Raw genomic sequence first — 19963 nt, forward strand, 5'->3', positions numbered from 1 at the left:
ATAGGCTGTATGGTGTATGTCACAAAATACATTATACATCTTTAATAGTCCACCTCTAAATTCAGCACTTTGCGTAGTTCATGCAGGGCCGGATTTTTCTCGGCGAGGAAGTTGAACTTATCCTGCGAGCTGTAAATCATCTTTTTAGTTTCCTGAACCATGACTTTGTGCTCCAGCTGAATCTGGCTGTTCTGTAGCTCGGTACGCAAATAGCCCATCAGATCAGGTTTTACGTCGGTCAAATACCCTACCTGTAGAGTGTTGTCGAGGGTCAGGTGAATCACTGTTCCATCGAGAACCAGGTCCCGATTAAGGACCAACTGTTCAGTGGTGGAGTCGTTCTGCTGTTGGCGAATTTTGGAGAAAGCGCGCCAAACGTCTATCAGTTCATCAAACGTGAACGGTTTATCTGGCCGGGTAGGAGCGGTTGATACTACTTCAATATCCGAATCGGCTGAAGGCACTACCGGCCCGGCCGTCAGCGCTACCGTAGATCGCAATCGGCTGGTAGCCGGGCGGGGTGGCGGAGCTATCTGTGGTCTGGTTTGCGCTTCGGGTTTGATGGCCACCGTTGGCGTAACTACAGTGGCTGGCGCTACTATCGGCTTTACGTCTACCAGTGCCGTCGCCACTTCATTTGGCCTTACTGGCTGGCCGTTTTGCTGACCTGTTCCCGTTGATAAAGCCCCGTTTGTACCGTTATTGGCGTGGTAGGCATTGGCGGGCTCGCTCGTAATGGGGTGGCTTTCGGTTAACTGATGGCCGTTACTCGCTGACTGCTGCGAGGGGCCGGGTGTTGGTTTGCCGTTTTTTTTTTCGTCTACCGGTAGCTCGGCAGGAAAACGTTCGGAGGCAGCGTTGCTGTTTGGCGGAAGCGTAAGCTCAGGTAACGTATCCCAGTTAAGCAGGTTACGTAAGTTTGCTAACTTCATCAGCCAGAGTTCCGTATGCAACCGCTGATCTTTAGCCTGTTTGTAATTCATGTCGCACTGCCCGCCCAGGCTGAGGGCCGAAAGCAAAAACGACATGGGTGCCCGAACGGCCTGGTCGAGGTATTGTCGACGGACGTTCTCGGTTACTTGCAGCAACTGCACCGTTGCCGCATCTTTACAAACCATCAAATCGCGAAAATGGCGACACAGTCCAACGACAAACTGATGTCCATCGAAACCCTTTCGCAGAATTTCGTCGACCGTCAGCAGGCTTTGTGGCAGATTGCCGGCCAGCAAGAGATCCGTTAATTTGAAATAATAATCGTAGTCGAGGATGTGCAGGTTGTCCAGTACTTCCTTGTACCGAATGATACGGTCGGCCGCGAAGGTCACGTTCAGGTCAAACATAGACAGCGCATCCCGCAGGCCACCATCGGCTTTCTGGGCAATCAGGTCAAGCGCTTCGGGTTCGGCAGTGATGCCTTCTTTGGCCGCAATACCGGCAAGATGGCCAGCAATGTGCTGTGGCTGAATCCGGTTGAAATCAAAAATCTGGCAACGGGACAAAATCGTCGGCAGGATTTTGTGTTTCTCGGTCGTTGCCAGAATAAAAATGGCGTAGGAGGGAGGCTCCTCCAGTGTTTTCAGGAACGCATTGAAGGCCGCCGACGAGAGCATATGAACCTCGTCAATAATATAGATCTTGTATTTGCCCGACTGGGGCGGATACCGAACCTGATCGATCAGATTCCGGATGTCTTCAACGGAGTTGTTCGAAGCGGCATCCAGTTCATGAATATTGAAGGACGCATTTTGATTGAAGCTCACGCACGATTCGCAGGTATCGCAGGCTTCTCCTTCTACAGTCAGGTTCTGGCAGTTAATGGTCTTAGCCAGAATTCGGGCACAAGTCGTTTTGCCAACCCCACGTGGCCCGCAAAACAGGAAGGCCGACGCTAAGTGATTGGTCTTGATGGCATTCTTAAGTGTGGTGGTAATATGCTCTTGCCCCACAACCGTGTCGAAAGTAGCAGGGCGGTACTTGCGGGCCGAGACCACGAAATTTTCCATACTCAAAGTTAGCAAGGCCGGGGCGCATTTCAAACGAAGGATCGCGTCTGTTCGGCATCAAATCTCCCGACCACAGTGAGGACACACGTTCCGGCTGGGTTTTTTACGGTCGCGGATGTGCTCGTTAAAGCCAGATACCAGAATACCCGTTGGCAGGGCAAACAAGCCAATGCCGACTATAGCCGTAATGCCACCCAACATTTTTCCTAAAGGTGTAATAGGGTGAATGTCACCGTAACCCACAGTCGTCATGGCTGTAACGCCCCACCACATCGTGGCCGGAATACTCGAAAATTTATCGGGCTGAGCCGGATGTTCCACATAGTACATGACGCTCGACACGATAATGAGCATGAAAACGACAAGCATCGTGCTCAGAATCAGCTCTTCTTTCTTTTCGGCCACCACGTTTTGAATCAACCGGAACGCGTGCGAATAACGGGAAATGCGAAACAGTCGGAAAATACGGAACAGGCGTAAAATTCGGACGATGGCCAGGTCCGTGGCGAACAGCGAGAAGTAGAACGGAAAAATGGCCAGAAAGTCGATGATGGCGCTGGTGGAGAACATGTACCGCAGGCGCCCCCAAAACCAGTGGCTATACTTGTCATTCTCAACACAAACCCAGAGACGGAGCAGGTATTCGATGGTGAAAAAGATCACCGAGAACAACTCGAAATCAATGAACAATCGCGCGAACTGCTCGTTGTATTCCTCCACGGTATGCAGGACAATAGCAATGGCATTCAGCGTAATAATCGTAATCAGCAGCAGATTAAAGACGAGGCTCATGCCCCGCCGTTTCCCGGCTGAAATTTCGAGTGTACGATAGACAAGTTTACGGAGATGTAGCATGAAGAAGATCGGTCGGTGGTTCTGCAAGCTACTAAGCAAATACGTATTTGCTTTCCGAAAAAAATAAGTTGCTGCTAATGAGTGGCTACGGAATCATGAGCTTGATCCACTGTCCGATAATGCCGGATGGTAAACAGGGCCGTAAGCATTGCGACAACCGCCAGTCCACCCGCAAACAGACCAATGGTGGGCACTGACACATACTCCTGGGCATGACCGGCGAGATACGATCCGGCAATATCGCAAAGGTTGATAAACGCCATATAGGTAGTGAACTGAGACCCTTCGACGCCGGGTCGACAAATGGCCATAAGCACCGGCATGGCCGCGATACTAATGCTGGGGTCCATGAAATAAAGCGCAACCAAACCCGTCTGGGCTACTTCGCGCTGAACCCACTGGGCCGACAGGGAGTTGAATACCAGCAGATAAACCGCTACCATCGCCAGCACAATGACCAGAAGTAGGCGTGGGCTGATGCGGTCGGCAACGTAGCCCCCTGCCAGCGCCACTGCAGTGGCTACCAGCATTCCATACGTACCTGTTAAACCCGAAACGGAGGTGTCGGTCCAGCCAAGCGTATGAATCAAGTGGTAGTTATACCCGCGCATGAACAAACTAATGCTCACATAAGCCGCTACCACCGAGCCAAAAAGGAGTAGACTTCGCCGAGCGAACAATCCCTTGAATAACTCGGTAAAGAGCCACCGAAAATCATGCTCAGGCCGCTCTAGTGGGCCATCGGTACTCACTGAGCGGGGGGCTAACGGCTGGCGTTTGACCGAAGGCAGAAGCTGGTCGTCAGGGCGTTCGCGAATAAAGAACGTTAAGGCGGTCAGGGCTAGCAGTAAGAGCGATTGAACCAAGGCCGCATTAAAAAAGCCGTATGTCCGCAGAAGTTGCGAGAATACGGCAGCCCCAACGCCGGTGCCAATCAGGAAACCCGCCCGCATGAAGGCATTGACGCGCCCACGTTCGTCTTCTGGAATAACCGAAATGGCCATAGCATCGACACTCGCATCCTGAATGGCGGCAAAAACGCTGTGCGTGAAGAAGAACCACGCCAGTGTGATCACATGTTTGGCCGGATCCTGCACGAATAATAAGCCCAGTGATGCTAAACCTGCCAGGCATTGGGTGCCGATCACCCAGGGTTTTCTACGCCCCATAGCCGAATTCTGGTAGCGGTCGATGAGCGGCCCCCAGATAAACTGAAAGGCCCAGGGTAATCCGGCAATGGCAGCAAATGACCCGATGACTTTAGGTTTAATGCCTTCTGCCGCGAGGTAGTTGGTTAACGCCGTAAGCGAAAAACCCGCCGGAATCCCCTGCATGACATATAGGTAAAAAAAGACAAAATACCGTAACAACCGACTTCGGCTTAGCGTCAGTGGATAGGTCGTTGGAGGAAGGGTCGTCAGCACAGATCGGGTTGAGTATGTAAGCCTATAGTCTTAAACTATAGGCAACCAGATATGTAGGACTTAACGATTAATAAATATGTTTCGGCTGTTGTCGAACTATCCTGCAAAAAAACCGTTAGTCTATTGCAAGAACCGGATAATCTCTCTAACATTGTCCGCGTTTTCAGCGCAAAACCGATGGCAAAGCTCGTTTATTTACCGACTTTCTTCCACACTACGCCATTTCGGTTTAGGTCCGAAAGGACTATATTATTTTGTTTGCCTATGTGGTAAACTATTTCCGCCAATTTTCTCGTTTTATTCACCTAACAAATCAGCTCGGATTACGCTGTCTCCGTTTCTGCGGCTTTACAACCGCCCAATAAACGACAATGATCAAACCAGAAGTAGTCAACGATCTATATATCGTTCAAGTCGCGAATGAAGATCATTTGCGCCTGGCCGAAACCATCTGCCGGGAAATGGAAGAAAGTGCAAAAGCTCGGGGAACCGGTATTGCCAAGCGCTCTCCCATTTATGTGATGGAAAAAATGCTCGAAGGAAAAGCTATTGTGGCCATGACGCTTTCGGGCGAATGGGTAGGCTTTTGCTACATCGAAACCTGGGAGCACGGTAAATTTGTGGCTAACTCCGGGTTGATCGTGCATCCCGATTACCGAAAAAGTGGCATTGCTACGCGAATCAAAGCAAAAGCATTTGAGTTGTCGCGGGCTATGTTCCCTACTGCCAAGATCATAGGTATTACAACAAGCCTGGCGGTAATGAAAATCAATTCCGATTTGGGTTATCAGCCGGTAACGCTCAGCGAACTACCCGCCGATGATGCCTTCTGGAAGGGTTGCCAAACTTGCGCTAATTTCGACATCCTGACCCGGACCAACCGCAAACACTGCTTGTGCACGGGCATGCAATACGATCCTGAAGAACATAAGAAGGAGCTGAAGGACGAAAAGTGGAATTTCCTCAAAGAGTCGAGTCTGTATGAGCGCTGGATGCGTATCAAGAAGCGTATTCTGATGCGGATCAGCCCGTCTGAACGGACGCGGTTACGCCGTGAACACGAGCTGGAAACGGCTTGAGCAATAGTCCATAAAACAGAAAAGTCCCGAAGTTGCTTCGGGACTTTTCTGTTTTATGGACCGTCCAGAAGTAGGTTTTCACCGGAAATACGGCTCAACTAGACAACTTATTCGCGGTATGTTATCTAAAAAATCAAAACTTAACAATTTGATAATATTTGGTTAATATTGGTCGATCAAATAATGTATTGGATATAAATGATTTAATTGAATAAAACAATATTTTATGCTAATAATGGTTATTTAGCGTAATAAAATACTGAATTAGCAGAATGAAGTGAACGCGATATGCATCACAATGCGCTTGCCTCGGATATATTTGGTAATATTTGGATAATATTAGCGTAATATTAGGGTAACATTAGTCGCTTCCATGATTTATGGCGTTGGGACGAGGGTAGTTTGTTTAATCATTTAATCACATTGAAGTCATGAAAAAGAATTTTGCTCTTCTCATGCTGGTAGGCTTCCTGGCAACGCAAGCCTACGCTGCGCCCATTAAAACAAGTAAACCCAAGGCCGCTAAGGCAACGCTGGAAAACCAACTGGCGAAGTACGTTTCCTACCCGGATGCCCTTAAGCCAACTCAGCAGGCTGGTGTCGTGGTCATTCAGTTTAAAGTGAATGCCGCCAGTGAGCTTTGTCAACTGGAAGTATTCAGTCAGAATGAACAACTCAACAATACATTGATTCGCCAGTTGACTGGCAAGAAAATAAACGGATACGGTAGCGATGCCGGTGAATTGCATACGGTTCGGCTGCGTTTCCAGCCAGATTAATGCCGTGACCGGTAACTGACCTACCCGTTATTACGAGTATTTTTACTTTCGCTCTGTCGAATGATAGTGTTTAGATCTAAACACTATCATTCGACAGAGCGATTTTTGTTTAACTGTTTTCTTACAACCTACTCATCTATACTATGTCTGAATCGCTCTCCCTAGTCTGGCTCCGGCGCGATTTACGCTTGCACGATAACGCGGCCCTGTATCATGCCTTGAAAAGTGGTCGCCCTGTTCTTCCCATTTTTATTTTTGACCGCAAAATTCTGGATGCGCTAGACGACCGCTGCGACCGGCGGGTAGAGTTTCTTGTTCAGGAAATTGATCGGCTACGCGATGAACTGGCTCAACTGGGATCAACCCTTGTTGTCCGGTATGGAACACCGGTTGATATCTGGAAAGAACTGATTACTCAGTATACCATAGCCGATGTATTTACCAATCACGACTACGAGGGCTACGCCAAAGAGCGCGATAAAGCCATTGGCGATCTATTGGCTGAACACAGCATCGGTTTTCACACCAGTAAAGACCAGACTCTTTTTGAACGCGATGAGGTACTGAGCGGAAAAAAAACACCTTACACCGTTTTTACACCCTATAGTCGCAACTGGCGCGAAAAACTAACGGATTTTTATCTGAAAGCCTACCCGACAGAAAAGTACGTTGGTCAGTACTGGAAAACCCAACCGCTACCTGCTCCTACTTTGAAAGAGATGGGTTTTCTACCGGTAGGCGACCCCTTTCCTCCACGAACGGTATCTCGGGTGCTACTCGATAACTACAAGAAAACGCGTGATATTCCTGCGCTGCCCCATAGCACAAGTGAGTTAAGTATACACCTTCGCTTCGGGACAGTCAGTGTCCGAGACCTGGCTCGTCAGGCAAAAGAAGCTGATGATCAAACGTTTCTGAACGAGCTTTGCTGGCGGGACTTTTACTTTCAGGTGCTGGATCATTTTCCCCATGTTGAAAAGAACTCCTTCCGGCGGGAATACGACCAGATCGAATGGCGCAACAACGAAGCGGAGTTTGATAAATGGTGCCGTGGCGAAACGGGTTATCCCATTGTCGACGCGGGCATGCGCCAGTTGAATACCATCGGCTGGATGCACAACCGCGTTCGGATGATTACGGCCAGCTTTCTGTGCAAACACCTGCTTATCGACTGGCGATGGGGGGAAGCTTATTTCGGCAAAAAACTCCGGGATTATGATCTCTCTGCCAACAATGGTGGCTGGCAGTGGGCGGCTGGGTCTGGCACTGATGCCGCTCCTTATTTCCGGGTTTTCAACCCCACACTGCAAGCCGGTAAGTTTGATGCCAAAGGCGTATACATTCGTCATTGGGTGCCGGAGGTGGACAAACCGACCTATCCGAAGCCAATGGTTGAGCATACGATGGCCCGCCAGCGAGCGGTTGATACTTATCGGAAAGCGCTCAAAAAGGTGAAGTAGCGGCTTTTCTGGTCTGTCTGGATTAGACTCTGGTAACGTCTATTTCAACAGTTCAAAGTTTCCATTGAACAACCCAACCCGGCTTTAGTACTTTTGGCCGGGGAACACCCGCCAGCCCAGTGGCCGTGTTCATGGCAATGAGCGTCAGCGGAACGGTGGTGCTGGTTTGGGCTGAAACGGCTTTGGTTGCCCGAAAAAACAGGTTGCCCCGGGCATCGACATCATCCACAACGGCATATAGCATATCGCCCGCTTTCAGGTCGTTCTGTTCGATCTGAACGTCTTCCGAAAGTGCAAAGGTCCAGCTTTGTCCCACTTTAGGCTGCCCCGCCCGGACGAGCCGGGCAACAACGTCGCCTATGAAAATAGGTGGAGCCGCGGGTTTATTTTTGAGCAGTTCGGTTAGTAAACTATCCATCACTATAGCTTCATTTCGGGTAGCTCGGGGTAGGTTATTGGCTATGTCAGCAGGGTCGTCCAGCGATTCAATGGGAACGCCGGCCTGTTCGGGCTCCTGGTCCTGAAGCCAACCCATGCGCCGGGCCTGCTCGCGTTCCAGTTCATAGGCCTCTCCCGACGATACGAGCATAATTTCTACAGAGCCAAGGCCATAGGATGGGTTGGTGAATAGCTCTTTCATGGCCAGAATCCGGTATAGGTAGTAGCCCGTTTCGGGGTTCATGGCCATCGCATAATAATCGCGGTGACCGGACTTATTAATTTTACGCTGCACCATACCCACCCCGCCGTTGTAAGCAGCCGCTACAAGTGTCCATGATCCCAGTCTGGAATAGAGAAACTTTAAATATTTGCAGGCAGCTTCGGTTGATTTAAGCAGGTTGGAGCGCTCATCATTGCCTGGTTGGATAGATAGCCCCATGTCCTGGGCTGTCTCGTCCATAAACTGCCAGTAACCAACGGCTCCGGCAGAGGATACGGCATGGGCATTCCAGGCGCTCTCGATCAGAGGAAGGTATTTGAAATCGTTGGGAATATTATGCTTTTGCAGGATTGGCTCAATCACCGCAAAAAAAGGAGCCGAGCGCGCTTTTAATCCATTCAGGTGCCGTTCGTAGCCTGAACTGCTGGCCAGCGCAAAGGCCAGTTTGGCCGATACATTACCTTGTTCGATCGGAACCATTTCTCCACAGAAATGCAATCGACCGGGACCTATACCTGATCGGAGGGCAGCCGGATAGAATCGGCTCGATTTGCCTTTTACGGGAGTTGTCTTTTTCTGGGCCAGTACCATTGATGTAAAAAGCAATGGAATGACAATCAGCAGAACAACCTTATGGGTAAATCGTATCAAAACAAATAACGTTGGTTAGACCATTGGAAAACGATGCCATGCCCTGGTTTAGTTCGTTACTGGATAATTCAGTGACTTAACCAGCGTTGACAAGCTATCTATAGATATTAAAGTGATTTCCAGGTCAGTATCCAGCCTGACTTTATTTGGGATAAGTCTGATAATTGAATGCCAAGACGGCCCGTGGAGGCATCTACTGCCGATAGCGCCAGTGAATACGTTTGCTTGTCGCTGGCCGAATACAGTTTTTCTGAACGCAGGTAAACCTTGTTGGCTTTTGTATCAATATCTTCGATAACGGCATACAGCATGTCGCCTTCTTCCACTTGCCGATCACCCGCCATACCATCACGGGTGAGGTTGAACACCCAAATCTGGCCACGTTCTAAACCCGACGTTTCTCTCAAACGTGCCTTAATGCCACCCCTGAATACGTCGGCTGCATTAGGTAACGGAATGTCGGCGGTTCGGCCACTTGTTGCAGATAATGCCTCTTTTACGGATATGTTGACGGCCTCTTGGGTGGCTTCATTCATGATAACTTCCGGGAGCAATACTTCATCATCATCGGCCTCAGCGCCGGGCATGGCACCCAGCGGCTCGTCAAGTGTAGCCAACATCTGGCCTGGAATCAGATTTTTGTACGAGCGATAATTGGAGAACAGTTCTTTAAACGCCAGAATCCGGTACAGGTATTTGCCTGTTTCGGCATTCAGGCGAAGGTAATAATAGTCCCGTTGTTGCTGCCGCCGAATATTGATGAGTAATGCGCCAATGCCATTGTTGTAGGCGGCAGCCGCCAGTGTCCAGGAACCCAGGCGGTTATACAGATACCGCAAATAACGGCAGGCTGCATTGGTTGATTTGACCAAATGTTGTCGTTCGTCGGTGCCGTGTCCTATGTTCAATCCCAACTCCCGGGCGGTGGCAGGCATAAATTGCCAATAACCAGCAGCTCCCTTGGGCGATACCGCAAACCCCTGCAAGGCACTCTCTACTAAGGGTAGGTATTTAAAATCCAGCGGTATACCGTGCCGAGCCAGAATTGGTTCAATAACAGGAAAAAAGACGGCTGCTCGCTGTCGGATGCGTAGCAATGCCTGATTCCTGGCCGTATTGCGCACCAATGCTGAAACCAGTCGACGGGCTACTACTTCTTCGTGGACGGGTACAGATTCACCACAAAAATAGACGGGAGGAAGGCCTTTAAACAGCGTTGGGTCAACGGTCAGCGTGGGCGAAAGGCTTGAAAAAGACGAATGGGTCGGCCTGTTCAGCGAAGCATTGGGGGAAAAAGCACTTCCCACAATTAGTACCACTACCAACGCAAGCAAGGATAACAGATTTTTCAAAAAGGTAAGTACACGTTTTAGCATTATATATTCTTTAGACCTAGTAGAGTGTCAACTGTAACATTAATATTTTTATTAAGCCTGTATTTTCAACTGCCAGCAAGTCACGTTATCTGACACGGACGGTAGATAACCGATTAATTATCAATGCTTAGTGTGAGGATGCCAACTTAGAATCTGGCGGGCGTAATAGGGTGGTGAACAAGTGGGCAAGTAGCCAAATGCGGAGTCTGGCCGACAGCTCGGTGGCTGACGATATATAGAAATGAATGCATAGTAATTACGGAGTTTTCTTTCTGATTGGACAAATTCGCTGGCCAAAGCATGCTCAAGCTTGTAGCGGAAGAGTTTGCCAAACAAAAATTCCCAGACAAATGATGTGCTAAATGAAGTAGTTAGCCCTTCTTTTTGTCGCGATTAACGTACGGTAATGCCTGATTGATTGTTGTAACAAAAGGAGAATGAGTAGGTGCTAATAGCTTGTATAAGTTGATAACTACCTACTAAACAGTATTATAGTTATTTATTTCGACAACACTTAGTAGTTAATAATCTATTTTCTTAAATAAGTTATAGTGTGAAATTGGTTTTGGGATTCTTTTGTAAACCTGATGATATGATATCATGTTAGAAAGTAACCTTGTTTTGTTGGCTGGTCAGCAAGTTTTGTGCCAGCTTGCTCTATTAGATTAGCCTACTAAACAGAAGAAGTCGCCATTAGGATAGCGACTTCTTCTGTTTAGTAGGCTATTGCTTACAACCAGTCCCAAAAATGAAGAGGACGGATGCCTCCTTCTATTTTACGCTTCAGGAAGCGCGGCCGACGAAACCGAAGTACCATCAACCCCATCATTAATTTCTTGATGGGCAAATGCTGGCCCTGAGTTTCCAGGTCCGAGACAGGAACCGTAGAGGTATTCGAAGCGGCCTGAGCAATGAGTTGTTCGGTGTCCGATAACGTTCTGGTCAGCGCCGTATTTGGGCGGGGTCCCCAAGTCGAGTTATCTTCGTCGATCAGCTCGATTGTTGGCGAATCTTTAATTTTCTTCGGTAAGGCCAGTGGTTTATGCCAGCTTGGCAATGGCTTCATGAGTTCGGCCATCGTTGAGCCACGGAGCATCAGGGCATACTGGCGCGGGTTACTGAGCAATTCTTTGAAGGCCAGAATCCGGAACAGGTAGTGGCTTGTTTCGCGGTGCAGGCGTAGGCGGTAATAGTTCGATTGGCCCTGTTGTTCCATTTTGTTACGAACGTGCGTGATACCGCCATTGTAGGCAGCTGCCACGAGTGTCCAGGAGCCAAGTTCCCGGTATAACTGGTGCAGATGTCGACAAACAGCTACTGTTGCTTTTTGTAGATTATAACGTTCATCTACTTTGCCATTTACTTCCAGGCCCAGTTCGCGGGCCGTACCAGGCATCAGTTGCCAATAGCCCGACGCGCCTTTGTAGGATACGCTGCTGTTATCGAGCGCACTTTCCGCCAGCGGCATGAAGCGGAAATCGCGGGGAATTTTGTATTTCCGCAGAATAGGGTCGATAATGGGAAAGAACGTAGAGGCTCGCATCCGGAGGTCGAGCAGAAATTCCTGTTGGGCGCCATACATCCGAAGAGTCTGAAACCATCGGCGCGAGACGTGTTTCTCATTTACCGGAACCTCTTCTCCGCAGAAATAAATAGGAAATTGGTGATTTGTTGAGTCGACGACCAAAAGTTGTGGGTTGTTCAATCCGTTCGACGACAGCGTTAATCGGCTCGTATCGGCCCCAAAAAAGGGGATCGCGAGGACCGGTTTTACCGCGGCCATGAGCAATGAAAAACTTACTTCTTTTATCAAAACTATAGTAGTTGTTGTGGCACATATAGACAAGAAAACCCGTACCGAAGTAGCGGGTTTATCCAATCATAGAGTACGAATCTAGTTGATTGCGGTCTACATACCAAATTATCGCCTAAGAATTATCCAACGGCCCGCCCAAAAACAGGATTTTATTTCTATAATAGGCCTGCCACGAGGGTCAACTTGCCATAATCGTAACGACCCCCCAAATGATCGAAAACCGCCTTTAACCCCCCTTCTGGCATGCCCACCGTGGCAATCGCTTTTTCGATTTCGCGCCGTTCGAGGGGGTCAATCAGAGCCACTAAATCAATATCGTAACCAGACTTTGATAGCTGCACCAGATGACCCGCAACGGAGCCTGTAGTGAGTTGTCGCTGAGCCGCGATCTCGCCAATCGACAACCCGCTATTGTACAAGTCGAGGGTTATCAGTTGCGTTGATCCTTTTGGCTTTTCGCCCGCATCTACCCGCCCACGTACGTAGCCGACAATCTCATCCAGAAAACGCTTGCCAAACAACTGGAGCTTCCGTTCGCCAACTCCACTTACGTTGCGCAACGCATCGGGCGTAACGGGCCGCTGGCGGGCCATGTCTTCGAGCGTCGTATCGGTAAAAATAACGTAAGGCGGTACGTTCTGTTCGTCGGCGAGTTCCTTCCGCAGCACCCGCAACCGTTCGAACAGTGTATCGCGCTGGGTTTCTGTTTTGGTTTTAACTTTCTCGACAACAGGCTTCGGTGCATCGTCTGGACGAACAAGGTCCACTTTTCGCCCGCCATACAGCACCTGATCAGCCAGCATACCCCGGCGCAGGGCGTAGTGTTGGTCGTAAGCGATTTCAATGACGCCAATATTGATCAATTGATGGATGTAGTTTCGCCAGTCTTCAAAACGAAGATCGCGGCCCGCGCCATACGTTTTTACCTGGTCGTAGCCGCCTTGCAGTACCTGCTGACTCCGGGAACCCCGCAAAATATCAATCAGCAAATTCATTGGAACTCGCTCCCCCGTCCGAATAATAGCCGACAGGGCCTTCTGAGCCAGAATAGTACCATCGAACGTAACGCGAGGGTCGCGGCAGACGTCGCAATTGCCGCAGGGTTCGGCGAGTTCTTCCGAAAAGTAGGAGAGCAGAATCTGACGGCGGCAGGTGTGGGCGTCGGCGTATTGCTGCATGCGCTCCAGTTTGGCCAGTTGTAGACCCAGATTTGCCGGGCTATTCTCGGCCAGCATCTCTTTGTAAGTAGCCACATCAGCAAAGCTGTAGAACAAAACGGTTTGGGCAGAAGCGCCATCGCGTCCGGCCCGCCCGATTTCCTGGTAAAAGCTCTCGATGTTTTTGGGCATATTATAATGAATCACCCAGCGCACGTTCGACTTGTCGATTCCCATACCAAAGGCAATGGTTGCACACATAATTCGTACATCGTCGCGCAGGAACGCTTCCTGCGTTTTTGAGCGATCGGCTGGGTCCATTTTCGCATGGTAAAAAGCGGCATTGAATCCTTTTTCCTGCAACTTAGCTGCCAGCGACTCGGTCGATTTACGGCTTAAGCAGTAAATAATGCCCGAGGTGTCGGGCTTCTGTTGCAACAGCCTAATGATCTGCTGAATGCGGTTCTGACCGGGGAGCACCTGTAGGCTCAGGTTGGTCCGGTTAAAGGAATCCACGAATATGGCCGGATCGTTCATGCCAAGCCGGGTCGCTATGTCCTGCCGGGTGAGTTTATCGGCTGTGGCGGTCAGCGCAATGGTGGGCACCTTCGGAAATTGCTCCTTCAGCACATGCAACTGCGTGTATTCCGGGCGGAAATCATGTCCCCAGGAGGAAATACAGTGTGCTTCGTCAATCGCAAACAAGGATAGTCTGGTCAAGCCCAGAAATTGGAAAAACGATTCGGTCAGGAGCTTCTCCGGCGAGACGTACAGGAGTTTGAGTTTGCCGTTGATGCAATCGTCTTCAATTTCACGCTGCTCCTTGCTGGTTTGGGTACTATTATAATAAGCGGCCTGGATACCGTTCATGTGCAGCGCGCCCACCTGGTCTTTCATCAGCGCAATCAGGGGCGACACAACGATTGTCAGGCCGGGTAGCATCAGGGCTGGAATCTGAAAGCAAACGGACTTGCCTCCTCCCGTGGGCATGAGTACGACCGTATCCCGACCACTCAAAATGGATTGAATGATAGCCTCCTGCATGGGCCGGAAGCGGTCATAGCCATAATAACGTTTGAGGTAATCGGCAGGTTGCTGCGTATTGGGTGTTGAAACCGTCATTGACTTGTTGAAGAACAGGTTTTAATCGCCCTAATCAGGCGCAGATAGTCTATGTGAGTGGTCTATTGGTGCTGATTAACAGACAACTATCTTTATTCCAAATTTAAGAAAAATTTAAGTCGTTTTCGTTGACGGATTCGTGATTTTATCCGCATCTTTCCGTCTCAAGAGCGAAAATTGGTTGTTCTTACTTAAACCCCAATCGAATAACAATGAAAAAGAAACTGTTAGTTCTATGCCTGTCGCTAAGTCTGTTCGTCGCCTTAGATGGTGTTGCTCAGGATACCAAAGGGTCGAAGGAAAAAGCAAAAAAAGAAATGAACGCGGCCGATGCATCGGCTAAAGCAGCCGCCAAAGCGGAAACCAAAGCGGCCAAGGATGCTGCTAAAGAAGCCAAGAAGGAGACGAAGGCAGCCGCCAAAGAGACAAAAGCAGATGCTGGGGCAACGACCGATGCCGCTAAACAAGCCGCCATGAACGATCGCATGGCCGCTGCCAGAGCGGCTAAGGCAGCCAAAAAAGCGGCCGCCGACGGGACAGCAGCCGCAGCGGAAAAGACAGAGAAAAAAGCCGATAAGATGGCCGACAATGCCGGGCTGAAGGATGACAAAATGAGCAAGTCAAAAAGCTCGACGGGGCAGATGAAAGAAGAAAAGGCGACCCCTGCTGATTATAAAGCGCCGGTTGACCCATCTCAGAAAGGCCCCAATGGCGAGAAAGTAATGACGGGCCCACGTGGTGGTAAATACTACATCAATAAAAACGGTAACAAGACGTATTTGAGTAATGTAAAAGGATAAGGTAACGAAGCCCGACGAACGGGGTAGATGCTGCTTACCGAGCCGGTGTCTATCCCGTTCTTTTTTGTGTTAATAATCAGACTGGTACGATTTCTCGAGCGGTACCGCACCGACAATAATTCCGTCTTTGATGAGTTGCTGAACAATCTCCCGGGGAGGCACTTCATTGAGGCCACCCGTCGTAACAATGGCTTTCCAAAAAGGTTTGTTGGTTGCCAGATTAGTCATAACCAGCAGAAGTTCATTATTCGAGGTGATGTATTTACCGTAACCAGAGGTGTAATTACGATTGAAGTCGATGCTCAAACTAACCTCGCTCTGGCAGGCTTGTCGTTTTTTGTCAATGGCTTCTTCCGGGTTATCAAAGTCAATGGAGCTATTGGATACCGTGCATACCTGATAACCAGATGGGAAGGCGGTTTGAAAACGGGCCAGGTAGGTTGGTACCATATGCTGTAGGTTCGACACAACGAGAATCCTCTTGAACTCGGGTTTGTCGTCTGGTTTTACATTGCTCTGTATCGATACATTCATGCAGCCAGTCAGCATAATTAGCTGACAAATAACCAGGAGTTTGTTCAGAAATGACTTTGTTACTTTACGCGCAAAGGAAAAGAACATAGTTGAGCCGGGATCAGAATTTGCTGGCTAAAGTTCATATATGGACAACAGACAAACCAAGCCTTCCGGTGAATAAATTAGTGGATTATACAAGATCAATAGTGCACGTTCTTTACCGGAAATACCAATAGGTCAACGTTATGAATAAGTCTACACTCGGTAAACTGTGCTTTTTTATACTGGCCGTGCTGTATGGTTGCAAACATAATCAGGAGCCAACCCCACCCACTGACGATGTCGTAAGTTTTGGGTCAGTGCCCACCGTCATTACCCGTGCCAATGCATCCGCTTTACTTTCGGCTACTCTGGTGGCTGCACCAACGGGGCAGGCACTTACAGCAGGGTTCGTTTGGTCGAAAACAAATGCATTGCCAACGCTTGCCGATAGCAAAACAACCCGCTCCTTAACGATATCTTCGCTGCCTTTCAGCCTGAACGATTCGCTGACGGGCCTGGAAAACAACGCAACCTATTTTGCCCGTGCTTACCTGACCACCGCAACGGGCACGGCATACAGTTCGGCTGTTACATTTCTGGTGCAAGTTAAATTGACCGATGCGTTTGCACAGACCCTGACCAGTCTTCTTCAGAACCGCGATATTGGGTATGGCTTCGTCATTTATGAGCATGATGAACTGAAGGCATCGGGGGCGGGTGGTCTTAAGTCGAGGTCGGTTGATGCGGAAGGCCAGAAACCATATACCATCGATACGAAAATGCATATTGCCAGTATGAGCAAGACGATAGCGGCCATGGCTTTTGCTCAATTGGCCGCTCAGAAAGGCATTCGAACAACCGATAAAATCAGCCCTTATCTGCCTCCATCCTGGACTAAAGGGCCTACTATCGATCAGCTAACTTTTTATGATTTATTCAATCACCGGAGTGGCATCATCGGTTTGGGAAACAATTGCCTGAATGGCGCTTACAGCGAAAATATCTATTCCGGTCTGAAACAGCTTATCGCGAATGGTGTACAAGCCGCTAACCGGGGAAAATACTGTTATCAGAATGCGAATATCGGTCTGATGCGGGTACTGATACCGGCCATGGCCGGGTATGTGTTTACCGGAGATGACGCGGTCGATGACCAGCAGACACAGCAACGCTATCTAGCTTATGTTCAGAGTAATGTCCTCGCAAAAGCAGACATCCAGGGCGCTGTTCCGACGTATCCAGTCAATGATCCAACTTATTGCTATACATACCCGTACATAGCGGGTCGTAAAGGGTGGAACCCTGGAAATTTTTATGCTACGCTGGGCGCTTATGGGTGGTATCTGACGCCACGCGAAGCCGGTAAACTATACGCTACGGTTTTGTCCTCAACGAGTCAGGCAGTGCTGCCCACAGCGTATAAAGATACCTTGTTACTCAATAATCTGGGGTGCTTTCGGGCCGCTACCAGTTTTGGTGATATCGCCTACCATGATGGCTGGTGGTATTATGACAGCAGTGTACCGTACATTGGGTTGCGGACAATCTGGATGAAATTGCCCAACAACCTGACTGTTGCTCTTTTTGTCAATAATCTGAACAGCCAGACAGGTTTATTTCCTACCGATAATGGCGTCGATATCGTTCCTTTTGTTTTTCGAGCCTATACATCGGCAAGGCAGCTGAGTGGTGGTCGGTTGGCGTCGGCTACCTTAACGCTTGAACACTCTGAACCGCACTGATAAACGGGAAAATGGATAAATAGACGAAGAAAAGTTAGTATGTTCAGGGTATAAACTCAGCCTATGCGCCAATTACTTATTCTGATCATCAGCCTCCTGCCCTTTTGCTGTCATGCCCAGTCTGGTCAAACGATCCAGACAACCGGGCTTCAGCAACCCGTCGAGATCATCCGCGATCGGTGGGGAGTCAATCACATTTTTGCTAAAAACGAACATGATCTCTTCTTCGCACAGGGCTATTCTGCAGCTCAGGACCGGCTATTTCAGTTAGAGATTTGGCGTCGGCAGGCTACAGGTACGGTGGCCGAAATGCTTGGTCAACAGGAAGTTAAGCGTGATATTGGTACCCGTTTGTTTCGGTATAGAGGAGACATTACAAAAGAGTTGCGGCACTATCATCCGCGCGGGCCGCAAATTATTGGGGCCTTTGTGGCCGGGATCAATGCATACATTACCCAAATCCTGAAAACCCCCGAAAAGCTCCCGTTCGAATTTCAGGTACTCAAAACAAAACCTGGCCTGTGGACACCCGAGATTGTTATTAGCCGCCATCAGGGCCTGATGTATAATGTTCGGGAAGAATTAAATTATGGTAGGCTGGTCAAATTGATCGGGCCTGACAAGCTTCGCGAATTGCAATGGTTTCATCCGGCCGCAACGCCGACCGAGCCGGACCTTACCCTGCACGTGAACGGGGATGAGCTTTTTCAACCTATTCTGGAATTATACGAGGCATTTCGTCTGCCGTTAAAATTTGAAGGGCAGGCGACCAAAGCCGACGAAGATGAAGCCCGCTTGCCCAAGCCGGGGCCTTTTTTAGGGGGCGATGCCGGTTTCGAGGCCGAAAAGAAATACAATGGCTCCAACAACTGGGTACTATCGGGCGCTAAATCGGCCAGTGGATACCCGATGCTAGCCAACGACCCCCACCGGGCTCAGTCAACGCCATCCCTGCGCTATTGGGTTCACCTACATGCTCCCAACTGGAATGTGGTTGGAGCGGGGGAGCCAACGCTGCCGGGGGTTTCGGTCGGGCATAATGAGTATGGGGCCTGGGGACTAACCATTTTTGAAACCGACAATGAGGATTTATACGTCTATGAGACCAACCCCGCTAACCCGAATCAGTATCGGTACCGGGGGAAAGGGTCAACGAGCCAATGGGAAGCCATGAGAATTCTAACCGAAACCATACCGGTGAAGGGCGGCCAATCGGTGAAGGCCACGTTAAAATACACCCGGCATGGGCCTGTTGTGTTTGAGGACATCCAGCACCACAAAGCTTACGCGATTCGGACGGGTGGGCTTGAGATCGGTTCGGCACCTTACCTGGCTAGTTTGCGGATGAATCAGGCGCGAAACTGGGCCGAGTTCAGGCAGGCCTGTCTGTTTAGCCGGGTGCCGGGCGAAAACATGATCTGGGCGGATAAAACGGGAACGATCGGCTGGCAGGCCGTGGGCCTATCGCCCATTCGGAAGTCTAGCCAGGGTAAGAGTTATACGGGTCTGTTGCCGGTGCCTGGCGATGGTCGGTTTGAGTGGGCTGGTTTTCTGCCAATCGACAAATTGCCTAACAAGCTTAACCCGCCTGAAGGGTACGTGGTAACGGCCAACAACAACCTGACACCGGTTAACTTTCCCAACCGAAGCGCTATTGGCTGGACCTGGGCCAGTCCCTCGCGGGCACACCGAATCGAGGAAGTGCTGAACGATGGAAGCCGCAAAAATTTGGTCGATTTTATGGCCCTGCAGGCCGATTACCTCGCTATTCCGGCCCGAACGCTGGTGCCCTTGCTCCAGAATCTGGCCTCGCCTAATGATCGTACCGAACAGGCATTGAGCTACCTCCGCCGGTGGGATTATAAACTCACCCCCAACTCAGTTCCTGCTTCGATTTATGTAACCTGGGAGGAACAGTTGAAGCAGGCAGTCTATCTCGCTAAAGTGCCTGCCAATGCCCGACCCTATTTGAAGAGTTTGCCGACCAAACGCGTCATGGATGCCTTGCTGATTCCAACAGCCGCCCGCGATAGTCTACTGTTGACCTGCCTCGATCGGGCCGTGGCTGAACTCACCACCCGACTCGGCTCCGACATGGACGATTGGGTGTATGGGCAGCGCAAGAACAAACATATCACCCTGACGCATCCACTCAGTAATCTGGTTGACGAGGCCATGCGCAAGAAGATCAACCTGGGCCCGGTGGCGCGGGGCGGCTACGGTGAAACTGTCAATGCTACGGCCAATACCCTGAATCAAACGCATGGCGCGTCGTTTCGCATCCTGGTCGATACAGAAGACTGGGACAAAACGCTGGGAATCAATAGTCCCGGCCAATCGGGCGATCCGGCTAGCCCACACTATAGCGATCTATTCCCACTCTGGGCTGAGAACGGCTATTTCCCGGTCTTCTTCTCGAAGAAAAAAATCCAGACGGTGGCTGAAGGCACGACGGTACTCAAGCCCTAACGTAGCGCTAC

General features: G+C 49.8%; 14 protein-coding genes. 6 read left to right on the forward strand and 8 right to left on the reverse strand.

From position 1 onward, the window contains the following. Positions 1-41: 41 nt before the first annotated feature. The 3 genes from SD10_RS03685 to SD10_RS03695 all read right to left on the reverse strand — a co-directional run bounded on the left by SD10_RS03685 (position 42) and on the right by SD10_RS03695 (position 4282). On the reverse strand, positions 42-2003 hold the full coding sequence (locus tag SD10_RS03685) for a DNA polymerase III subunit gamma/tau (protein ID WP_046375737.1): 1962 nt from the start codon (positions 2001-2003) through the stop codon (positions 42-44). A 57-nt stretch (positions 2004-2060) separates the two neighbouring features. Further along, positions 2061-2858: an ion transporter gene (locus tag SD10_RS03690; RefSeq protein ID WP_046375738.1), complete on the reverse strand. Its 798-nt coding sequence runs from the start codon at positions 2856-2858 to the stop codon at positions 2061-2063. A gap of 74 nt (positions 2859-2932) precedes the next feature. Further along, positions 2933-4282 carry an MFS transporter gene (locus SD10_RS03695; protein ID WP_227699134.1) on the reverse strand — a complete coding sequence of 450 codons (1350 nt, stop codon included), beginning with the start codon at positions 4280-4282 and terminating at the stop codon, positions 2933-2935. Between the two features lie 371 nt (positions 4283-4653). On the opposite strand from SD10_RS03695, the gene SD10_RS03700 reads away from it, so the two are divergent. The 3 genes from SD10_RS03700 to SD10_RS03710 all read left to right on the forward strand — a co-directional run bounded on the left by SD10_RS03700 (position 4654) and on the right by SD10_RS03710 (position 7600). Next, positions 4654-5361 carry a GNAT family N-acetyltransferase gene (locus tag SD10_RS03700; RefSeq protein WP_046375739.1) on the forward strand — a complete coding sequence of 236 codons (708 nt, stop codon included), beginning with the start codon at positions 4654-4656 and terminating at the stop codon, positions 5359-5361. Positions 5362-5792: 431 nt separating this feature from the next. Then, positions 5793-6140, forward strand: a complete 348-nt coding sequence (locus tag SD10_RS03705; protein ID WP_046375740.1) for a hypothetical protein — start codon at positions 5793-5795, stop codon at positions 6138-6140. Between the two features lie 143 nt (positions 6141-6283). Continuing rightward, positions 6284-7600, forward strand: coding sequence for a cryptochrome/photolyase family protein (locus SD10_RS03710; protein WP_046375741.1), 1317 nt, complete (start codon positions 6284-6286; stop codon positions 7598-7600). Positions 7601-7652: 52 nt separating this feature from the next. Here SD10_RS03710 and SD10_RS03715 read toward each other — a convergent pair whose 3' ends face one another. The 4 genes from SD10_RS03715 to recQ form a co-directional block, all read right to left on the reverse strand. Next, positions 7653-8912 carry a lytic transglycosylase domain-containing protein gene (locus SD10_RS03715; RefSeq protein ID WP_046375742.1) on the reverse strand — a complete coding sequence of 420 codons (1260 nt, stop codon included), beginning with the start codon at positions 8910-8912 and terminating at the stop codon, positions 7653-7655. A 107-nt stretch (positions 8913-9019) separates the two neighbouring features. Next, positions 9020-10264: a lytic transglycosylase domain-containing protein gene (locus SD10_RS03720; RefSeq protein WP_227699135.1), complete on the reverse strand. Its 1245-nt coding sequence runs from the start codon at positions 10262-10264 to the stop codon at positions 9020-9022. Positions 10265-11018: 754 nt separating this feature from the next. Further along, positions 11019-12071, reverse strand: a complete 1053-nt coding sequence (locus SD10_RS03725; protein WP_046375744.1) for a lytic transglycosylase domain-containing protein — start codon at positions 12069-12071, stop codon at positions 11019-11021. Positions 12072-12259: 188 nt separating this feature from the next. Further along, on the reverse strand, positions 12260-14383 hold the full coding sequence (gene recQ, locus SD10_RS03730; RefSeq protein ID WP_046375745.1) for a DNA helicase RecQ: 2124 nt from the start codon (positions 14381-14383) through the stop codon (positions 12260-12262). Positions 14384-14595: 212 nt separating this feature from the next. On the opposite strand from recQ, the gene SD10_RS03735 reads away from it, so the two are divergent. Beyond that, entirely contained in the window at positions 14596-15183 is a 588-nt protein-coding gene (locus SD10_RS03735; RefSeq protein ID WP_046375746.1) for a hypothetical protein, read from the forward strand. 69 nt (positions 15184-15252) lie between these two features. On the opposite strand, the gene SD10_RS03740 is transcribed toward SD10_RS03735, so the two are convergent. Beyond that, a complete protein-coding gene (locus tag SD10_RS03740) occupies positions 15253-15804 on the reverse strand; it encodes a hypothetical protein (protein WP_046375747.1) in 552 nt (183 codons plus the stop codon). 140 nt (positions 15805-15944) lie between these two features. Between SD10_RS03740 and SD10_RS03745 the strand changes: the two genes are divergently transcribed. Next, on the forward strand, positions 15945-17483 hold the full coding sequence (locus SD10_RS03745; protein WP_046375748.1) for a serine hydrolase domain-containing protein: 1539 nt from the start codon (positions 15945-15947) through the stop codon (positions 17481-17483). Positions 17484-17546: 63 nt separating this feature from the next. Beyond that, entirely contained in the window at positions 17547-19952 is a 2406-nt protein-coding gene (locus SD10_RS03750; RefSeq protein WP_046375749.1) for a penicillin acylase family protein, read from the forward strand. Positions 19953-19963 lie beyond the last annotated feature (11 nt).

Source organism: Spirosoma radiotolerans, assembly GCF_000974425.1.
Lineage (GTDB): Bacteria > Bacteroidota > Bacteroidia > Cytophagales > Spirosomataceae > Spirosoma > Spirosoma radiotolerans.